Below are 18139 nucleotides of genomic sequence, written 5' to 3' on the forward strand. Positions count from 1 at the left end.
CTCTACCAGCGCCGTTCAAAGCGGCGACGCAACAGAATTGCGCCAACATTCATGACGATGAGGAACATGAGCAGGATGATGATAGCGCCAGATGTTCTTTCGACAAAGGCACGTTCTGCTTCGTTCGCCCACATGTAAATCTGCACCGGCAGGGCCGTAGACGGGTCCATGGGTGTTGTCGGATAATTCGCGACGAAGGCGACCATGCCGATGAGCAGCAGGGGAGCGGTTTCGCCAAGGGCATGCGCCAGGCCGATGATGGTACCGGTGAGAATACCGGGCATGGCAAGCGGCAGGACATGGTGGAAAATCGTCTGCATTTTCGATGCGCCAAGGCCAAGAGCCGCAGCACGGATGGATGGTGGCACGGCTTTCAACGCCGCGCGGGTGGCGATGATGATGGTCGGCAGCGTCATCAATGTCAGCACCAGACCGCCGACCAGCGAGGCCGAGCGCGGGAAACCCAGGAAGTTGATGAAGACAGACAGACCGAGCAGACCATAAACGATCGAAGGAACGGCAGCGAGGTTGTTGATATTGACCTCGATGAGATCCGTCAGACGGTTCTTCGGCGCGAACTCTTCCAGATAGATGGATGCGGCGACACCGATGGGCAGCGACAGCACCAGCACGATCATCATCATATAGAAGGAGCCGATCAGTGCGACGCCCACACCCGATGCTTCCGGACGGCTGGATGCGCCGTTGAAGAAAATGCCGGTGTTGAACTGCTTCGCAAGCTGCCCAGCATCGGTCAGTTGCTTGACCCAGCCGAGTTGCTGATCCGAAATGCGGCGGTTGGCTTCGTTGACGGAGAGATCGATCTGGCCCTTGACGGCGCTATCGAGATCGCCCGACGCCAGAAGGGAAACCGTGCGCGTGGTGCCGATGATGCTCGGATCCTTGACCACGACGTCGCGCAGCTGAGCACGGATGCTATCCGAGATCAGGGCATTGACGGAGCGCAGGGCCGTGCGGTCATCCAGCGACACGCCGAGTGCCTTTGCAACCGCATTGCGAGCGATGACCGGATAGTTGGCCGTCGCCAGCTTTGCCGGGTTCTGGGCGCGGACATTGTCAGGATCGATGATCTGTTCGGAGAACTCGACCGGAACCGTGATCATGGTCTGCTGGAACGCCGTATAGCCCTTGCCGACAACCGACCAAAGCAGAAGAAACAGAAACAGCAGGCCAAAGGTGATGGCGGCAAGACCGTAGGTGCGGAAGCGGCGCTCGGAGGCGTAGCGGCGTTTGATGCCGATATCGCGCCGGACCTTCTTCGTTGCGGCTGGGGCGATGACGCCCGGAGTAACGACGTCGGTCATTCGTACTGCTCCCGGTATTTGCGCACAATGTAGAGCGCGTAGATATTGAGGCATAGCGTGATGGCAAAGAGTGTGATGCCAAGCGCAAAGGCAACCAGTGTTTGCGGCGACGTGAACTCAAGGTCGCCCGTCAACTGGCTGACGATCTTGACGGTAACAGTGGTCATCGGCTCGAACGGATTGAGTTGCAGGCGGGCGGCCACACCGGCAGCCAACACCACGATCATGGTTTCACCGATGGCACGCGATCCGGTCATCAGGATAGCGCCCACGATGCCGGGAAGAGCGGCCGGAAGGATGACCTTCTTGACTGTTTCCGAGCGCGTCGCGCCAAGCCCGAGCGAACCGTCACGCATCGCCCCTGGAACAGCGGTGATAATGTCATCTGACAGCGAAGAGACGTAGGGTATCAGCATGATACCCATGACGAAACCGGCTGTGATGACGCTCTGTGCCTGGATGAAGCTGGCATAGTCGCCGGTGGTGAGGCCGTTGATCTGCGAGGAAATATCGCGAAGAAACGGACCGACTGTGGTCAGGGCGAAAAAGCCATAGACAATGGTCGGGATACCGGCGAGCACTTCCAGCAACGGTTTGACGACGGAGCGGAAGCGCGGCGTGGCGTATTCAGCCATGTAGATCGCTGAAAACAAACCCACAGGAACAGCCACCAGCATGGCCACGAAGCCGATATACAGTGTACCAGCCAACAGCGGTATCAGACCGAACTGGCCGGAACTGTCGGTGGTGCCAGCAGCGGCAAAGCGCGGGTCCCACACGGTTCCGAAAAAGAACTCGTGAGCCGGAACCATGTTGAAGAACTGGATCGCCTCCGTCAGCATCGACAGAACAATGCCGATGGTCGTGAGAATGGCGATGGACGATGCCACCACGAGCGCTCCGAGAATGACCTTCTCCACCATGTTTCGAGCGCGGAACCGGGGAGCAATGCCGCGCATGGCATAGAACGCGCCGGCGATTGCCGCAACCAGCACAACGACCACCATTCCGATCCGGCTGGTTGACGTCATCGTGTTGAGCGTTTCAGCGGCCTCGACCATGTAAGGCTGCGGATCACCCGCAATCGCCACACCCTTGGAGCCAAGCAATGGACGCAAGGTGGCAGGATCGGCTTTCGCCTGCGAAAGTTCATCCGTCGTCAGGCGCTGGAGACCACGCGCAATTGAACCGACCATGCCGTAGTTCAGGCTTTGCTGTGCTTCGGACTGAGCCTTGATGTCATCTGGAAACGCGCCGCGCACCGCCGACGTGATGACAAACGGGCTGACAGCCAGCCAAAGCGCCAGAATAAACGCTGCGGGAAGAACGGCCCAGACGAGAACGTAGCAGCCGTGATAGCCAGGTCGCGAATGCATGGAGGATGGACGGGCACCAGCCAGAGCGATGGCACGGCGTGAACCAAGCATATAGCTGGCTACGCCGATCAGCGCCAATATAAGTAAAAGTATGGATGTGTTCATGGAGACTTTCCTCGGCGCATCATGAGCGGGGATGCGGTATCAGGCAGCTTTGTTATTTGCACATCGGATCATCCGAAAACCGTCTTGGACCTTATGGACCCAGTGGTTTCGCGACAGGTGCCGTATTTCCTTTTGGCTTCGGCATTCCGGGTAGATACGTCGTATTTATCGACATCTTCGCCATACGATAAATAGGATCTATCAACCCACACAGACCTTGCCAGCGGAGATGGGTGGAAGGCGCGACAAATGCCGCGCCCTCCGAGAGGATTACATGATCTTGCCAGCTTCGAACTGCGCGCGGATTTCCTTGCGCTCGGATTCTGGTGCAGCAACCAGGCCGTAGTTGGCCAGTGGAGAGTCAGGGCCGATCATCTCGTCGGATGTGAAGAACTCTACATATTCCTTCAGACCTGGGATAACGCCGACATGTGCCTTCTTGACGTAGAAGAACAGTGGGCGGGAAACAGGGTACTTGCCGCTTGCAACGGTTTCAGTGGAAGGAACAACGCCGCTGACGGTCGCAACCTTCAGCTTGTCCTTGTTGTTTTCGTAGAATGCGAGACCGAAGACGCCGAGGCCGGTCTTGTTGGCGTCGATGCGAGCGAGCGTTTCTGTGTAGTCGCCGTCGATGTCGACAGCAACGCCGTCCTTGCGAACTGCGATGCACTTTGCAGCAGCCTGCTTGGCATCGGGAACAAGGGTCTTGAGAGCGTCGGTTGCCTTAGCTTCCTTGCAGCCGTCAGCCATGATCTTCTCTTCGAAGACTTCGCGTGTGCCGTGCTTAGAACCAGGAATGTAAGCAGCGATCGTTACGTCTGGCAGTTCCTTGTTGATTTCCGACCACTTCTTGTAAGGGTTGGCAACAAGCTTGCCGTCCTTGACGACTTCAGCCGCGAGAGCGAGGTACAGGTCCTTTGGCTCAAGCTTGACGTCCTTGTTGGACTTGTCCATGGCGAAGACGATGCCGTCGTAGCCGATCTTGACTTCCTGAACGTCAGTCACGCCAGCCGTCTTGCAGGCTGCAAGTTCGTCAGCCTTGATTGGACGCGAAGCGTTTGCAATGTCGATGGTGCCTTCACCAACGCCGGAGCAGAATGCCTTCAGACCACCGCCTGTACCGCCGGACTCGACAACTGGAGCCTTGAAGTCAGGGAAGGTTTCAGCAAACGTTTCGGCAACGATCTTTGCGTAAGGCAGAACTGTAGAGGAACCGGCAACCTGGATCTGGTCGCGAGCAGCGGCGGCGCCGGCAAAAGCGACAGAAGCCACCAAGGCAGCTGCGGACAATTTAACGATATTCATGTGAATCTCCCGTAGGGTGCCCGCGGTGGGCATTTGTGGACGCTGCCGGCAGGAGTGTTACCCTCTCACCCAACTTGGGCTGCCCCGGCACCTCTTCTTAATCAGTCTTGCAACACCCTTTTATGTCACTTCGGTGAAGTATTTGTGACAGTCTAAATTATTGATTTTAAATCATTATTTTTAAAGTGTACGTATGACGAAAGCGTTATATGTCAAAATCTGACGGTAAAGTCCGTTCCGACCTCTAGCTCCGATCGGATAATCAGCCGGGCGCGGTGGCGGGTGAGGATATGCTTGACGATTGCGAGGCCCAAACCGGTGCCTTTTTTAGAGCGGCTGTCCGCAACGCTGACGCGGTAAAATCTTTCGGTCAGGCGCGGAACATGCTCTGCGGGAATGCCAGGCCCCTTGTCCACGACGCTGACTTCGACAGGTTTTCCAGCATCGACGCGCAAAAACACGTCAACCACCTTGCCGTCCTGACCGTATTTGCAGGCATTTTCGACAAGATTCTGGAACACCTGCACCAACTCGTCACGATCACCGGTCACTTCGACCTTTTGGTCCGGGACATGGAGATTGATGGTAATGTCGAGGTCCTGCGCCAGAGGCAGAAGCGAGTCCCGCACATGCCCCAGCAACGGCACCAGATCGACCTTCTGATCCGGCGCGATATTGGCGCGCAACTCCAGCCGAGACAACGACATCAGATCATCGACCAGACGGCTCATGCGGGTTGCCTGATCCAGCATGATGCCCAAGAACCGCTCGCGCGCCTTGGGGTCATCACGGGCTGGACCCTGCATGGTTTCGATAAAGCCTCGCAGCGAAGCCAAAGGCGTGCGCAGCTCGTGGCTGGCGTTGGCAACGAAGTCGCTGCGCATGCGGTCGATCCGGCGAAGCTCGGAAACATCGCGGAAAGAGAGAATATAGAGCGGTGCGCTGGCCGGCCCCTGCATTTCAGCCAACGCGATGCTGACGATGAAGACGCGCTCGGAAGGCAATCGCTCGGAATGCTCGACCTGATTGGGTTGCCCCGTGGCAATGGTTTCGCGAATGACATCCAGCAAACCGGGCGAACGGAGGCGACCGGAAATGTGCGAGCCGACGGCAAGCGTTCCGAAGGCCCGGTCCGCGGCGTTGTTTTCAAACAGGACGCTGGCGTTGCGATCCAGAATTAAAACCGGCGTATCGAGGACCGCAAGGCCGGAACGCACACCGGCGATCTGGCTTTCACTGACGGTTGGCTCCTCCTCCGCCGCCACATCAGCGGCATGTTGCCGGGGCAATCTCACGACAGCGCCAGAGCTTATTGCCAGAATGGCGAGCACTGCACCCAACCAGAGAAAGAGAGGAACATAGGGCGAGCGCAATTCCGAAAGCGTCACGGCAGCGAGCATGGTGACGACCAGAATGGGCAGCCAGCTTCTGCGAAGCCTATGCAAATATCGCCCCAATGAGTCTCCACCTTCCATGATTGCCATCGTCGTCCACTTTTCTTCTACGCCGAAATCAACGCATCAAAACCTTTTATCCCTCTTTCATGACAAAGATTCATCACTATGTCTTTTCCACAGCCTGTATCAACGCAATGCCACGACGCCGATCTGAAACACCACACCCCAGGGAGCCATGATGAGCGAAAACGCCAAGGACCGTTCGGTTGAACTTCAAATCGGGGGCAAAACCCGCATTTTCAATATCGACGATCCGGTTCTGCCGGACTGGGTCGAAGACAAGAAGCTCTCCGCCGGCGGCTATCCCTACGACAAGAAGATGAACCGCGACGAGTATGATGAGACGCTGGAAGCACTACAGATCGAGCTGGTGAAAGTGCAGAACTGGTTGCAGGCGACCGGCAAGCGCGTGATGTCGGTGTTCGAAGGACGTGACGCCGCCGGAAAGGGCGGGGTCATTTCGGTTATCAAGGAATATCTTAACCCCCGTACTGCGCGCGTCGTTGCGCTGACCAAACCAACGGAAACCGAACGCGGTCAGTGGTATTTCCAGCGTTACATTTCCCATTTCCCAACCGCTGGCGAATTCGTGATGTTCGACCGCTCGTGGTATAACCGGGCAGGCGTCGAACCGATCATGGGCTTCTGCACCCCGGAGGAGCACAAGCGCTTCCTCAAGGAAACGCCCCGACTTGAAAAGATGGTGGTCCACGAAGGCACCTATCTGTTCAAGTTCTGGCTGGATACGGGCCGAGAAACCCAGCTCGACCGTTTTCATGACCGCCGTCATAGCCCGCTGAAATCCTGGAAGCTTTCCGACATGGACATCGCCGCACTGACCAAGTGGGACGATTACACCGCGATGCGTGATCTGATGCTGGAAAAGACCCACATTGACGACGCCCCCTGGACCGTGATCCACGCCAACGACAAACGTCGCGCCCGCATCAACCTCATCAAACACATCCTGACGTCGCTGGATTATGACGGCAAGGACAAGAAGGTGATTGGCGATATCGATGGCAAGATTCTGGGGTTTGGGCCGGATTTTTTGAAGTAGGCTAACCGGCGGGGAAAGATATTCACTGTCTTGGCTTTGCGGTCGCCACCCGCCCCCTCATTCCTGTGCTTGTCACAGGAATGAGGAAAGACGTTGGGAGTTGTATTACTCCCCAGGCAGAATCCGCACAGAGTAGAGATTGACCGGGCGGCCATTGCCATCGATATCGCTGTTGATGATGATGCGGCCGGGACTGTTGGGGGCCAGCGTCCGGTCAAATGAGACGTTGATCAGCATGTCCGCGCGCTCGGGTGTCGCCGTGAAACGATGACGGGCGCAATCTCCAAGGCTGCCGAAATCGCAGCTGATGGACAGCTGCGTCTGCCGGTCGCTGGAGGACTGCAACGTAATAGCGATGGTCGAGGATTTCCCGGCCATCTCGCGCAGCACGTCTGTCGGCACCGCAATGCTGACGTTGCCGTCTGTCTCCGCCACACGCGACGTCAGCCGCACGGCCTTGCCCGCAGGTGTGGAAATACCCTCGATCGCGGCGAGAGAGCCTGTTTGCAGGCCACTATTGCCTCTGTCAGCGTTGAAAATCTCGTTCCAGGCATCGGAAAAACCACGCCCGGCTTCAAGGCTCGGCTCCGGCTTGGCTTCCGCGCCCGTGAAATCTTCCGACTGAACTTCAGGCGGCGGATTGGGAACACTGGTATCGCGTTCGGAAGGGCTGAGCAGCAGGCCTGAGCTATAGACCCACCACGCGCCGAAACCGAGGAACGCCAGCAGAGTAAAATAAATGAACAGCCGGGCGACCAGCCGCTTTTTGCGCCGCGCTTTGGCTGCGCGCTGTGGCGTGAAGGCAAGAGACCCCATATCCGCGTCCGACGCAGATCGGGCATCCGGCGCGACCACGCCACGCTCGGCACGAAAATCTCCGATGTCGTGATCGGTCGTCGTCTCCTCGGGAACGTCTCCCCTCACCTCCGCCTCAACGGGCAGCACATCGTCCTCACGCTGTGCTGAAGAGGTGGTTGGCGGAACCTGACGAACAGGGGGCGGAGCAGCGGGTGCACGGGCTGCTTCACGCCGAACGTGATCTTCAACCACATTGAGTAGACGATTTCGCTCTTCGCTTTCGATAGCATGGACCAAGGTCTCGAGCCGCTGGCGCTGCTGCGCCACCACCTCGGGGTCTTCTATGCCCTGCTTGCGCAAACCCGCTTCCAGCGCCTGCCGCGACGATTGGTAGATCCGCGCGCGCACTTCGGCGCTCGATCTGTCCGATTTTTCCAGGGCGTTCCTGATTGCCGTTTCCAGTCCGCTCACGACCCGTCCTTTTCTTGCCATGCAAAAAGCGTCTGCGGCATTGCGCCATGTTGTTTACGATTCGGTAACGACTCGCTTGGCCAATCGCAAGCGATGTATTTCACAAACAGCGGAATGGCTTGGGGAAAAGCATGGAAGAGCGCTCGAAATCCGGCGATTCCCCCTACTCGCCCCTGGAACAGGCCCGGGCGATGCACGTGGCGGCGTTCGCATTGTTTTTCTCTTTTCATCCCGCATCGGCTTCGCTACATCTTACGTGCGCGTAAACGTCACTCATGGGAGGAAACATGCTGCCGTCCGTACTCAAGGACAATCTTCGATTGCCGGTTGTCGCATCGCCCTTGTTCATCATCTCTCACCCCGAATTGACGCTGGCGCAATGCAAGGCAGGCATCGTCGGTGCGTTTCCCGCTTTGAACGCCCGCCCCGAAAGCCAGCTAGACGAATGGCTGGCGATGATGACCGAGGATTTGGCCGCTCATAATGCGGCAAACCCGGAGAGACCGGCGGCACCCTTTGCGGTCAACCAGATCGTCCATACCTCCAACAAACGGCTGGAGCATGATCTTGGTCTGTGCGTCAAATACAAGGTGCCGATCGTCATCTCTTCGCTGGGTGCTGTGCCAGAGGTGAATGCCGCCATCCACTCCTATGGCGGGATCGTGCTGCATGATGTCATCAACAACCGCCATGCCAGCTCCGCCATCCGCAAGGGTGCAGACGGGCTGATTGCTGTCGCCACCGGCGCTGGCGGCCATGCCGGCACGCTATCCCCCTTCGCGCTGGTCCAGGAAATCCGTGAATGGTTCGACGGCCCCTTGCTTCTGGCAGGTGCCATCGCCAATGGCGGTGCCATTCTCGCGGCCCAGGCCATGGGTGCAGACATGGCCTATATAGGCTCTCCCTTCATCGCCACGACAGAGGCAAGGGCAAGTGATGCCTACAAGCAAGCCATCGTGGAGGCCCAAGCCAGCAACATCGTCTATTCCAACTACTTCACCGGAATTCACGGCAACTACATGAAGGCGTCGATCCTCGCAGCAGGCATGGACCCCGATAATCTGCCGGTGGCCGACCCCTCCAAGATGGACTTCGGAGCAGCAACCAGCGGCGCGAAAGCGTGGAAAGACATCTGGGGCGCAGGCCAAGGCGTGGGTGCCGTAAAAGCCGTCGAACCCGTCTCCGCTCTGGTAGACCGCCTCGCGTCCGAGTACACGGCGGCAAAATCACGACTTTGCAACTGACATCGAACAGAGACGGCTGATTTTTGAGCCAAGCGATATTCAAGACTTGAAATCCGGGCCCAATGCCTGTATCAGCCCGCCATATTATACAGCGCCGACAGCTTTCCGGCGCTTGGTACGCCGCTTTAGCTCAGGTGGTAGAGCACATCATTCGTAATGATGGGGTCGCAGGTTCGAGTCCTGCAAGCGGCACCAGTTTCCTTGCAAATCAAAGACTTGCTTCCGGCTTCCACAGGTGGAACATTCTTGTTCGCTCCAACGGGCCTTCTCAAGTCTCGGCACGGCTTATTCTACTTTCGTTGGCAACTGCCAAAGCAGCTATACCCACACAGCAAATACGAAACGATCAAGATAACGTTTGCGCGACGGACAGAGGAAACACCTCGTTCTTGCAAGGAACCGCGCTTATGTAATTTGCTTACGTTAGAAAAGGAGTGTGAATGAGCGAGAACTATGGCCCTTACGTCCAGATGGGGACACTTGCAGAGCGAATGGCGGCCCACTATCAGACGGATGCAAACCTGGAACTGGGTCCGCACCTTTCTCACTATATGGAAGAGGTCGAGGTAAATATTGCCGCCCACAGTTTCGACCATGTCGGGTTCATGAACAAGATTCACGACCGGCTGGAAAAGAGTGTGATGGCAGCTTCAAGCCTCCGGCATAACGAGTTCTTGCATGCCGTTATTGCCGCACTTCAAGACCGGATAAACCAGCATTAGATAGTGGGCGCTGGGCTGCGGCAAGAAGACAAATTGTTAAAGCGACAGTCTGGAGATATTCCGTAGATAGCGCCGAGATAACGCCTGGAAGTGCTAAAAATGATGGATGGAGATTGGGTCGATTGGTTCCCTATAGTTCTGTTGCCGCTCAAAATTATCGTTTTGGGTGTGGGAATGTTTTACGCCATTAAGTGGCACCATGATCAGGCGAAGAAGGATAAAGAATCCGGTAAGTAGATATCCGCGATGTGTGATCAGTGTGTAATAGCGTACGGTCAGCTTCGGTCAGTTATTGATGGCGTTGTTGTCATCACGGCACAGGACAAGCATTTAACCGTCATCGACTTCGCGAATTTGGAGCGCATCACCGGACAAAGGGACGGCTCATCACTGCTGCGGCTGGGCCGTCGTTCTCGGTATCAACGTCCCGTCCTGACTTTGCGGTGAAAGCTGTCTGTCGCCGTTCAGGAATGCGATGCTCACCACGATGCCCACGAGCACGCACAGCAGCGCTACGAATATCAGGCCTGATCTGTCTATTGGTTGCTTCATGCGTCCCTAACATAAACGTGAATGTGAAGATGATGGGGCGAAAAACACATTTCTTTAACGACGGACATATTTGGTTATGAAAGCGTGAAGGCACGCTTTGGCGTGCCTTCGTTTGTTAAGGTTTGCTGCGTTACCCGGATGGGATCAGATAATGCCGCCGCTGCCACTTTTGGATTCCGGGCGCTCACCAGCCACCTTGGCGCGGTAGCCGCTGGCGCGGTAGGTTGCGATAGGATCGATTGCCGCGTTTGATCTTCTTCTGGCTTCGGCAAGAATAGGCTCGACGTCGGTGCGGTAGGCACGCTTCAGCGTGTCGGATGCCATCAGCGCATCGTTGTCCTGCTGGAAGCCATCAAGGGCTGCGCGGTCCACCAACAGCGCCTGCGCATAAGCCCGGCGGATTTCGTTGGCGCTTGAGATAAGGCTTTCGATGGGGTCTGTGACATTGTGCGACTGGTCGATCATATGGGCCGGGTGGAAGCCTTTGACGCCGCGATGGTCGGCATCGACCAGCTCGTTGAAGACGAGGAAGAGGCGGTAGGGATCGATAGAGCCTGCATCCAGATCGTCATCGCCATATTTGCTGTCGTTGAAATGGAAGCCGCCGAGTTTGCCGAACTGGATGAGGCGGGCGACGATCATTTCAATGTTGGTGTTGGGCGCGTGATGGCCGAGATCGACAAGGCAAAAGGCCTTTTCGCCCAGCGTGTTGGCGATGAGGTAATTCGTGCCCCAATCCTGCACCACGGTCGAATAGAAGGCCGGCTCGTACATCTTGTGTTCAGAGAAGATGCGCCAGTCATCCGGCAGAGCCTTATAAATCTCGGCCATTCCTGAGAGATAGCGCTCGAAACTCTTGGTGAAATTGCTCTGGCCGGGGAAGTTGGAGCCATCGCCCACCCACACCGTCAGCGCCTTGGATCCCAAAGCATTACCGATTTCGATACATTCGATGTTGTGATCGACCGCCTGTTGGCGCGTTGCCGCATCCGCGTGGCTGAGAGAGCCGTACTTGTAGGAATGCTGCTGTCCCTCGGCGTCCGAAAACGTGTTGGAGTTCATGGCATCGAAGCCGAGGCCGAGGGCATCTGCGTGGGCTTTCACCGCCTTTGGGTCTTGGCTGTCCCAGGGAATATGCAACGAGACGTTGGGCGTGGCCGCCGTCAGTTGGTTGATGACGGCGCAATCGTCCAGCTTATCGAAAATGCCGCGCGGCTCTCCCTTGCCGGGAAAGCGGGCAAAGCGCGTGCCGCCGGTGCCGACGCCCCAGGAGGGAACGGCGACGAAGAATTCAGACACCTGCGCGGTGATCGCCTCGATATCGATGTTGCGGCGCGCTAGATTGGCACCCAGCGCCTCGTAATCCGCCTGATGGGCGCTCGTGCGCTTTTCATTTTCGCGATCAACGATATCTGCCGCTATTTTCAGTTCGGTCATGCTGTCCTCCCGTGCCTCACCTCCCGCGATTGAACCAAATCCGCGCTCCCCACGTTATGTGCTTGGAAACAAACAGACGGGATATTCAATCGTGGACATTATTCGTATTATTCTTGCCATTTTCTTGCCGCCAGTCGGCGTTTTTCTTCAGGTCGGTCTTGGCTTGCAGTTCTGGCTCAACATTTTGCTGACGCTGTGTGGCTATATCCCCGGCATTATTCATGCCATCTGGGTTATTCTGCGCCGATAGTACCGGCTGATCCTCGATAAAGCTTGCAGCAACTTCTCCTTTCCTCATTCCTGTGCTTGTCACAGGAATGAGGGGAGCGGGGCCCTCACCGGGTGAAACTCTGCGCATTGCCAGCGTCAACATTGATGATGTTGCCGGTGGATTTAGCCGAGGCATCCGAAGCGAAAAAGTAGATCGCTTCGGCAATGTCCTCAGGCAAAACATTCAGCTTGAGCATCGAGCGCTTGCGGTAATGCTCTTCCAGATCGGTCACCTCGATCTTGGAAGAAGCCGCACGCTGCTCACGCCATTCCCCATTCCAGATTTTCGAACCACGCAGAACCGCATCCGGGTTGACCGTATTGACGCGGATACCTGCATCCGCACCTTCCAGCGCCAAGCAACGGGCCAGATGAATTTCCGCAGCCTTCGCCGTGCAATAGGCCGATGCATTGGGCGATGAGGCAAGGCCGTTCTTAGAGGCGACGAAGACGACGTTGCCACCGAGATTCTGGCGACGGAACAGGCGGAAGGCTTCGCGCGAGACGAGAAAATAACCGGTGGCGAGAATGTCGATATTCTTGTTCCACATGGCAAGCGTCGTTTCTTCGACCGGTGCCGAGGACGCAATACCTGCATTGGACACCAGAATATCGACGCCGCCGAATTCAACGCTGGCTTGCGTGAAGGCGGAGAGAACCGCGTCTTCCTTCGTCACATCCAGCTTCACGCTACGCACCGCATCCGCGCTGAAACGCTTCTCAAAATCACCCTTGGTGGCGTCCAAAGCGCCTTCATCGATATCCGCCAACACCACGCAGGCACCTTCATTGGCCAGACGTTCCGCCGTCGCGCGGCCAATGCCGCCTGCGCCGCCGGTGATAAAGGCCACGCGGCCTGCCAGGCTCTTGGGTTTCGGCATGCGCTGAAGCTTCGCCTCTTCCAGCAGCCAATATTCGATGTCGAAAGCTTCCTGCTCCGGCAGGCCCTGATATTTCGAAACGGTGGAAGCGCCGCGCATGACATTGATGGCGTTGACGTAGAACTCACCGGCAATGCGGGCTGTCGCCTTGTCCTTGGCGAAGGACAGCAGACCAACGCCGGGAATGAGGAAGATCACTGGGTTCGGGTCACGCATCCTAGGCGAATTGTCGTGTTTGCAGCTTTCGTAATATCTGACGTAATCGGCGCGGTAGTCCTCCAGCGCCTGGTCGAGACCGGCGAGAACAGCCTCCACATCCGGCTTTGCCGTGTCGAGATCGAGGATCAGCGGGCGGATTTTGGTGCGCAGAAAGTGGTCCGGGCAGGATGTGCCGAGCGCGCCCAGCGGCTTCAAATCCCTGGAATTGACGAATTCCAAGACAGCATCCTGATCATCGAAATGGCCGAGCTTGCGCTCTTCGCGGCCAATGCGACCCCGAATTTCCGGCATCAGGCGGGCGGCGATGTCGCGGCGCTCTTCCGGTAAAAGGCTCTTGGCCACCGCGCCACCAAAAATCGTCTTGCCCTCGGTTTCCTTGGCGAACCACTCGATGGCCTTGTTGATGATCTCAAGTGTTAGTTCGTAGCACCGCTTGGCATCATTATCCCAGGTAAACAGGCCATGGCTTTCCAGCACGACGCCCTTGGCAGTCGGGTTGGCCTTGACGAAGGCTTCGAGGTCGAGACCCAGTTGGAAGCCGGGACGACGCCAAGGCAGCCAGCCGATGTCATCGCCGAAAATCTGCTGCGTCAATTCCCTGGAATTCTTCGAGGCGGCAATGGCGATGATCGCATCCGGGTGCATGTGGTCGACATGATCGAATGGCACGAAGCCGTGCAACGGCGTGTCGATGGAGGCGGCGCGCGGGTTGAGATTATAGGTGCAGTGGGGCAGGAAGCCGACCATGCGGTCTTCGTCTTCTACGCCTTTGTAGATGCCCTTTAGCGCTTCCAGCTTGTCGAGATAGAGCGTGGCAAAGCCGTCGAGCTTGATGGTGCCGACATCACCGCCGGAGCCCTTGACCCACATGACGCGGACCTTTTCGCCCGTCAGTGGGTCGGTTTCCAGAACCTTGGCCGATGTGTTGCCACCCCCATAATTGGTGATGCGCTTGTCTGCGCCCAGCAGGTTGGAGCGATAGAGAAGCTTGCCGGGCTCATCGAGCTTTGCGGCGTAAGCATCATCCCAGCGGTTGTCGAGAAGACGGGTCTGTCCCATCGCAATATCCTCCCATATCGGTTATTCGCGGACTCATCGAACCAGCCCGCCTCCCATTGACGGGAGATATCGCGCAATCAAAAGCGCAATGTCAATCATAAACGATCATATATTTTCATTGTGCGATGCAGCATTGTTTATTTTGATTGAACTTGATTGACAACGCAAAAACTTTACGAATAACTGATGTTCAGGAGGACCCCATGCACGAAAGCGAACGACATCGCATTATCCTAAGCGCCATACAGGAAAAGCCTGTGGTGACGGTACAGGATATTGCCGAGTTGACGGACGCTTCCGAAGCGACGATCCGCCGGGATATCGCGTCTTTGCATGTGCAGGGCAAGTTGCGGCGCGTACGTGGCGGGGCCGAAGCGGTGCATCCGCCACAGCTCGGAAATCTCGCCGCACGTCCCTTTCGCGTCTCTGAATCGGTCAACATCGATAAGAAACGCGCAATTGCACGCAAGGCGGTCGATCTCTGCGAAGAGGGTGATGCCATCATTATCAATGGCGGCACCACTACCTTTCAGATGGTGCATTATCTTTCGGCCCGCCGTTTGCAGGTCATGACCAATTCCTTTGCCATTGCAGAGCATCTGGTCAAGCATTCGAAGTGCAATGTCAGTGTGCCCGGCGGCGCGATCTATCGCGACCAGAGCCTGATCTTGTCGCCGTTTGAAAATGACGCGATCCGCAATTTTTATGCGCGGCGCATTTTCATCGGCGCGCAGGGTGTCGGTGCGCTCGGTATCATGGAATCGGATGCTCTGGTCATTCAGAGCGAACAGAAATTGATGCGGCAGGCGGAAGAGCTGATCGTGATGATCGACTCCTCCAAATTCCGCAAACGCTCAAGCCTCATTCTCTGCCCACTGGAAAATGTCTCCACCATCATTACCGATGAGGGCATTTCCGACGAGGCGGCACGGATGGTGGAGGCGGCGGGCGTGACGTTGATCGTGGCCGGGGCAGTTGCGAGTACGCAAGCGCCGCGACCACCGGACGAGGAGGATTCCGCTTCGGTCGCTTGAGGAGCACCGCAGCGGGAATAAGGTTTAATCGGGAGGAGAACCAACATGAAACTGACACGCAGAAAACTCAGCCAGGCACTGGCGCTCAGCGTCGCCATCGGCGTTGCCGGATTTGGCGGCATGGCGCAGGCCAAAGACATCAAGATCGCGCTGGTGGTGAAGTCGCTCGGCAACGGCTTTTTTGAGGCCGCAAATAAGGGCGCGCAGGAAGCCGCCAAGGACCTCGGCGGCGTCGAGATCATCTATACCGGCCCAACGACGACGACAGCCGAAGGCCAGATCGAGGTCATCAATTCCCTGATCGCGCAGGGCGTGGATGCTATCGCCATTTCCGCCAACGACCCTGACGCGGTGGTGCCAGCGCTAAAGAAGGCGGCACAGCGCGGCATCAAGGTTATTTCCTGGGATAGTGGCGTTGCACCGGCAGGCCGCATTCTGCAGCTCAATCCATCCTCCAACGCGCTGATCGGCAAAATGTGCCTGCAGCTGGCAGCCGCGCATCTGGAAGGCGGAAAGGGCGATTTCGCCATCCTCTCTGCCACCACCACCTCCACGAACCAGAATATCTGGATCGATGAGATGAAGAAGCAGCTGAAGGACTTCCCCGGCCTCAACCTCGTGACCACCGTTTATGGTGACGACTTGGCCGACAAGAGTTACCGCGAAGCACAGGGCCTGCTCACATCGCAGCCGAATGTAAAGGTCATCGTCGCACCAACCACGGTCGGCGTGCTGGCCGCATCGCAGGCAGTGAAGGATGCGGGCAAGATCGGTCAGGTCTTCGTGACGGGCCTTGGTCTTCCCTCCGAAATGGCCGGTGCCATCAAGTCCGGTGCCACCAAGGAATTCGCCATCTGGAACCCCATCGACCTCGGCTATTCCGCCACACAGATCGCCTACCACCTTGTGAAGGGTGATGCGGATGGCAAGCCGGGCACCGAGATCGAAGCCGGTCGCATGGGCAAGATCAAGGTTGGTGAGAACAGTGAGGCCGCAATGGCTGATCCGTTTGTGTACGACGCGAAAAATATCGATCAGTTCTCGAAGATATTCTGACGTGATGGAATTGAGGGTGGTGCTTACCCCCCTCTTCCCTGCCGGGCATCTCCCCCTCAAGGGGGGAGATCGGCAAGATGCATGCGCGCCACTTCAAGCTCGACAATCAAGATGTTCGAAAGGTTGCCGCAATCCGATCTCCCCCCTTGAAGGGGAGATGTCCGGCAGGACAGAGGGGGGTGGCCCCACCCACAAACTCCAATAAACTGACTGGCAAGACTGATGATGCACGCTGAAACCAAAATCACGGATGCGACCGAGGCCTCAAACGCCTCGCCCATTCTCGAAATGCGCGGCATCAGCCAGATATTCCCCGGCGTCAAAGCCTTGGATGGCGTCAACATTGCGCTCTATCCCGGCAAGGTCACGGCCCTCATCGGTGAAAACGGCGCAGGCAAATCCACGCTCGTCAAAATCCTCACTGGCATTTACCGCCCCAACGAAGGTGAAATCCTGCTGGATGGCCAACCGGTCACATTCCACAGCGCGCAGGATGCCATCGACGCTGGCGTCACCGCCATTCATCAGGAAACCGTGCTGTTCGATGAACTGTCGGTGGGCGAAAACATATTTCTCGGCCATGCGCCGAAAGCCCGCTTCGGGCTGATCGACTGGAAGACCATCAACGAAAAATCACGCGCTTTGCTGGAGCGGCTGGAGAGCCAGATCGATCCAACCATTCGGCTGAAAGACCTGTCGATTGCGCAGCGGCATCTGGTGGCGATTGCCCGCGCACTGTCAGTTGAAGCCCGCATCGTCATCATGGATGAGCCGACGGCGGCTTTGTCGCGAAAGGAAATCGATGATCTCTTCCGTATCGTGGAAAACCTGAAGCGGCAGGGAAAAGCCATCCTGTTCATCAGCCACAAATTCGATGAGGTCTATGAAATCGCCGAATGCTATGCGGTTTTCCGCGATGGCAAGATGGTCGGTTCGGGTGATCTGGCGCAGACACCGCAGGACGAAATCGTGCGCCTGATGGTGGGGCGCGATGTGAAGGATGCCTTCCCGAAGCAGGCGGTCAATATTGGCGCGACCACGCTTTCGGTGCAGCGCTATTGCCACGACACCGAATTTCGCGACATATCCTTCGATCTGCGCAAGGGCGAAATCCTTGGCCTTTACGGCCTGATCGGCGCGGGGCGCTCGGAGCTGTGCCAGTCGCTGTTCGGCATCACCCGCCCCGCTTCGGGAACGCTCACGCTAAATGGCGAGCCGCTTTCCATCCGCTCACCAGAAGATGCGATCCGGGCTGGCATCGTCTATGTGCCGGAAGAGCGCGGCCGGCACGGGCTGGCGCTGGATTTGCCGATCTATCAGAACATGTCGCTGCCATCACTAGCGCGCACATCGCGCAAAGGCTTTCTGGCAGCGGCCAAAGAATTTGCGCTGGCGCGCAAATATGCGTCGCGGCTGGATTTGCGTGCCGCCGCGCTTTCCGTCCCCGTCGGCACGCTGTCGGGCGGCAACCAGCAGAAGGTGGTCATTGGCAAATGGCTGGCGACGCAGCCGAAGGTCATCATTCTGGATGAACCGACCAAGGGCATCGATATCGGCTCCAAGGCCGCTGTGCACGGTTTCATCAGCGAGCTTGCCGCCTATGGATTGTCGATCATCATGATTTCATCCGAACTGCCGGAAATTCTCGGCATGTCCGATCGCGCCATCGTCATGCGCGAAGGGCTGATGGCTGGCACCTTCGAGCGCTCGGAATTTTCAGCCGAAAAGCTGGTGCGCGCCGCCACGGGAAACGCGTGATTTGGCAATG

15 protein-coding genes and 1 tRNA gene are annotated in these 18139 nt (G+C 57.3%); 8 read left to right on the forward strand and 8 right to left on the reverse strand.

Annotated features, from left to right (window positions below):
* Positions 1–2: 2 nt before the first annotated feature.
* The 4 genes from pstA to phoR all read right to left on the reverse strand — a co-directional run bounded on the left by pstA (position 3) and on the right by phoR (position 5595).
* Positions 3–1325, reverse strand: coding sequence for a phosphate ABC transporter permease PstA (gene pstA / locus DSM25558_RS13615; protein WP_077105304.1), 1323 nt, complete (start codon positions 1323–1325; stop codon positions 3–5).
* Positions 1322–2806, reverse strand: coding sequence for a phosphate ABC transporter permease subunit PstC (pstC, locus tag DSM25558_RS13620; protein WP_077105305.1), 1485 nt, complete (start codon positions 2804–2806; stop codon positions 1322–1324). Before pstC ends, pstA begins: the two co-directional genes overlap by 4 nt.
* Before the next feature lie 270 nt (positions 2807–3076).
* Complete coding sequence (locus DSM25558_RS13625) at positions 3077–4111, reverse strand: substrate-binding domain-containing protein (protein WP_077105306.1); 1035 nt, start codon at positions 4109–4111, stop codon at positions 3077–3079.
* Between the two features lie 212 nt (positions 4112–4323).
* Positions 4324–5595 (reverse strand): phosphate regulon sensor histidine kinase PhoR, encoded by a 1272-nt coding sequence (phoR, locus tag DSM25558_RS13630; protein ID WP_077105307.1) that lies wholly within the window; start codon positions 5593–5595, stop codon positions 4324–4326.
* A 151-nt stretch (positions 5596–5746) separates the two neighbouring features.
* Between phoR and ppk2 the strand changes: the two genes are divergently transcribed.
* Positions 5747–6628, forward strand: coding sequence for a polyphosphate kinase 2 (ppk2, locus tag DSM25558_RS13635; protein ID WP_077105308.1), 882 nt, complete (start codon positions 5747–5749; stop codon positions 6626–6628).
* A gap of 105 nt (positions 6629–6733) precedes the next feature.
* Here the strand turns inward: ppk2 and DSM25558_RS13640 are convergent, their stop codons facing one another.
* A complete protein-coding gene (locus tag DSM25558_RS13640; protein ID WP_077105360.1) occupies positions 6734–7897 on the reverse strand; it encodes a hypothetical protein in 1164 nt (387 codons plus the stop codon).
* 287 nt (positions 7898–8184) lie between these two features.
* On the opposite strand from DSM25558_RS13640, the gene DSM25558_RS13645 reads away from it, so the two are divergent.
* The 3 genes from DSM25558_RS13645 (at position 8185) to DSM25558_RS13655 (ending at position 9863) form a co-directional block, all read left to right on the forward strand.
* A complete protein-coding gene (locus tag DSM25558_RS13645; protein ID WP_077105309.1) occupies positions 8185–9141 on the forward strand; it encodes an NAD(P)H-dependent flavin oxidoreductase in 957 nt (318 codons plus the stop codon).
* Between the two features lie 119 nt (positions 9142–9260).
* Positions 9261–9336, forward strand: a tRNA-Thr gene (locus DSM25558_RS13650).
* A 245-nt stretch (positions 9337–9581) separates the two neighbouring features.
* On the forward strand, positions 9582–9863 hold the full coding sequence (locus DSM25558_RS13655; RefSeq protein WP_077105310.1) for a hypothetical protein: 282 nt from the start codon (positions 9582–9584) through the stop codon (positions 9861–9863).
* Positions 9864–10250: 387 nt separating this feature from the next.
* Here the strand turns inward: DSM25558_RS13655 and DSM25558_RS28995 are convergent, their stop codons facing one another.
* Together DSM25558_RS28995 and rhaI are read right to left on the reverse strand one after the other, a co-directional pair.
* Complete coding sequence (locus DSM25558_RS28995; RefSeq protein ID WP_200800755.1) at positions 10251–10415, reverse strand: hypothetical protein; 165 nt, start codon at positions 10413–10415, stop codon at positions 10251–10253.
* Between the two features lie 144 nt (positions 10416–10559).
* On the reverse strand, positions 10560–11852 hold the full coding sequence (gene rhaI, locus DSM25558_RS13660; RefSeq protein ID WP_077105311.1) for an L-rhamnose catabolism isomerase: 1293 nt from the start codon (positions 11850–11852) through the stop codon (positions 10560–10562).
* A 91-nt stretch (positions 11853–11943) separates the two neighbouring features.
* Between rhaI and DSM25558_RS13665 the strand changes: the two genes are divergently transcribed.
* The gene (locus DSM25558_RS13665) at positions 11944–12102 is read left to right on the forward strand and encodes a YqaE/Pmp3 family membrane protein (protein WP_077105361.1); all 159 of its coding nucleotides are present in this window, start codon (positions 11944–11946) and stop codon (positions 12100–12102) included.
* Between the two features lie 85 nt (positions 12103–12187).
* On the opposite strand, the gene DSM25558_RS13670 is transcribed toward DSM25558_RS13665, so the two are convergent.
* Complete coding sequence (locus DSM25558_RS13670) at positions 12188–14281, reverse strand: bifunctional rhamnulose-1-phosphate aldolase/short-chain dehydrogenase (RefSeq protein ID WP_077105312.1); 2094 nt, start codon at positions 14279–14281, stop codon at positions 12188–12190.
* Between the two features lie 203 nt (positions 14282–14484).
* Between DSM25558_RS13670 and DSM25558_RS13675 the strand changes: the two genes are divergently transcribed.
* The 3 genes from DSM25558_RS13675 to DSM25558_RS13690 all read left to right on the forward strand — a co-directional run bounded on the left by DSM25558_RS13675 (position 14485) and on the right by DSM25558_RS13690 (position 18129).
* Positions 14485–15315, forward strand: coding sequence for a DeoR/GlpR family DNA-binding transcription regulator (locus DSM25558_RS13675; RefSeq protein ID WP_077105313.1), 831 nt, complete (start codon positions 14485–14487; stop codon positions 15313–15315).
* 45 nt (positions 15316–15360) lie between these two features.
* Positions 15361–16371, forward strand: a complete 1011-nt coding sequence (gene rhaS / locus DSM25558_RS13680; RefSeq protein WP_077105314.1) for a rhamnose ABC transporter substrate-binding protein — start codon at positions 15361–15363, stop codon at positions 16369–16371.
* Positions 16372–16593: 222 nt separating this feature from the next.
* Positions 16594–18129: a sugar ABC transporter ATP-binding protein gene (locus DSM25558_RS13690; protein WP_077105316.1), complete on the forward strand. Its 1536-nt coding sequence runs from the start codon at positions 16594–16596 to the stop codon at positions 18127–18129.
* Positions 18130–18139 lie beyond the last annotated feature (10 nt).

This window comes from Agrobacterium sp. DSM 25558, from assembly GCF_900100825.1.
Taxonomy (GTDB): Bacteria; Pseudomonadota; Alphaproteobacteria; order Rhizobiales; family Rhizobiaceae; genus Agrobacterium.

What these genes read in the sequence shown, in the direction of transcription:
- pstA (WP_077105304.1), bottom strand. Translation starts at nt 1,325, where the DNA reads ATGACCGACGTCGTTACTCCGGGCGTCATCGCCCCAGCCGCAACGAAG.
- pstC (WP_077105305.1), bottom strand. Translation starts at nt 2,806, where the DNA reads ATGAACACATCCATACTTTTACTTATATTGGCGCTGATCGGCGTAGCC.
- DSM25558_RS13625 (WP_077105306.1), bottom strand. Translation starts at nt 4,111, where the DNA reads ATGAATATCGTTAAATTGTCCGCAGCTGCCTTGGTGGCTTCTGTCGCT.
- phoR (WP_077105307.1), bottom strand. Translation starts at nt 5,595, where the DNA reads ATGGCAATCATGGAAGGTGGAGACTCATTGGGGCGATATTTGCATAGG.
- ppk2 (WP_077105308.1), top strand. Translation starts at nt 5,747, where the DNA reads ATGAGCGAAAACGCCAAGGACCGTTCGGTTGAACTTCAAATCGGGGGC.
- DSM25558_RS13645 (WP_077105309.1), top strand. Translation starts at nt 8,185, where the DNA reads ATGCTGCCGTCCGTACTCAAGGACAATCTTCGATTGCCGGTTGTCGCA.
- DSM25558_RS13655 (WP_077105310.1), top strand. Translation starts at nt 9,582, where the DNA reads ATGAGCGAGAACTATGGCCCTTACGTCCAGATGGGGACACTTGCAGAG.
- DSM25558_RS28995 (WP_200800755.1), bottom strand. Translation starts at nt 10,415, where the DNA reads ATGAAGCAACCAATAGACAGATCAGGCCTGATATTCGTAGCGCTGCTG.
- rhaI (WP_077105311.1), bottom strand. Translation starts at nt 11,852, where the DNA reads ATGACCGAACTGAAAATAGCGGCAGATATCGTTGATCGCGAAAATGAA.
- DSM25558_RS13670 (WP_077105312.1), bottom strand. Translation starts at nt 14,281, where the DNA reads ATGGGACAGACCCGTCTTCTCGACAACCGCTGGGATGATGCTTACGCC.
- DSM25558_RS13675 (WP_077105313.1), top strand. Translation starts at nt 14,485, where the DNA reads ATGCACGAAAGCGAACGACATCGCATTATCCTAAGCGCCATACAGGAA.
- rhaS (WP_077105314.1), top strand. Translation starts at nt 15,361, where the DNA reads ATGAAACTGACACGCAGAAAACTCAGCCAGGCACTGGCGCTCAGCGTC.
- DSM25558_RS13690 (WP_077105316.1), top strand. Translation starts at nt 16,594, where the DNA reads ATGATGCACGCTGAAACCAAAATCACGGATGCGACCGAGGCCTCAAAC.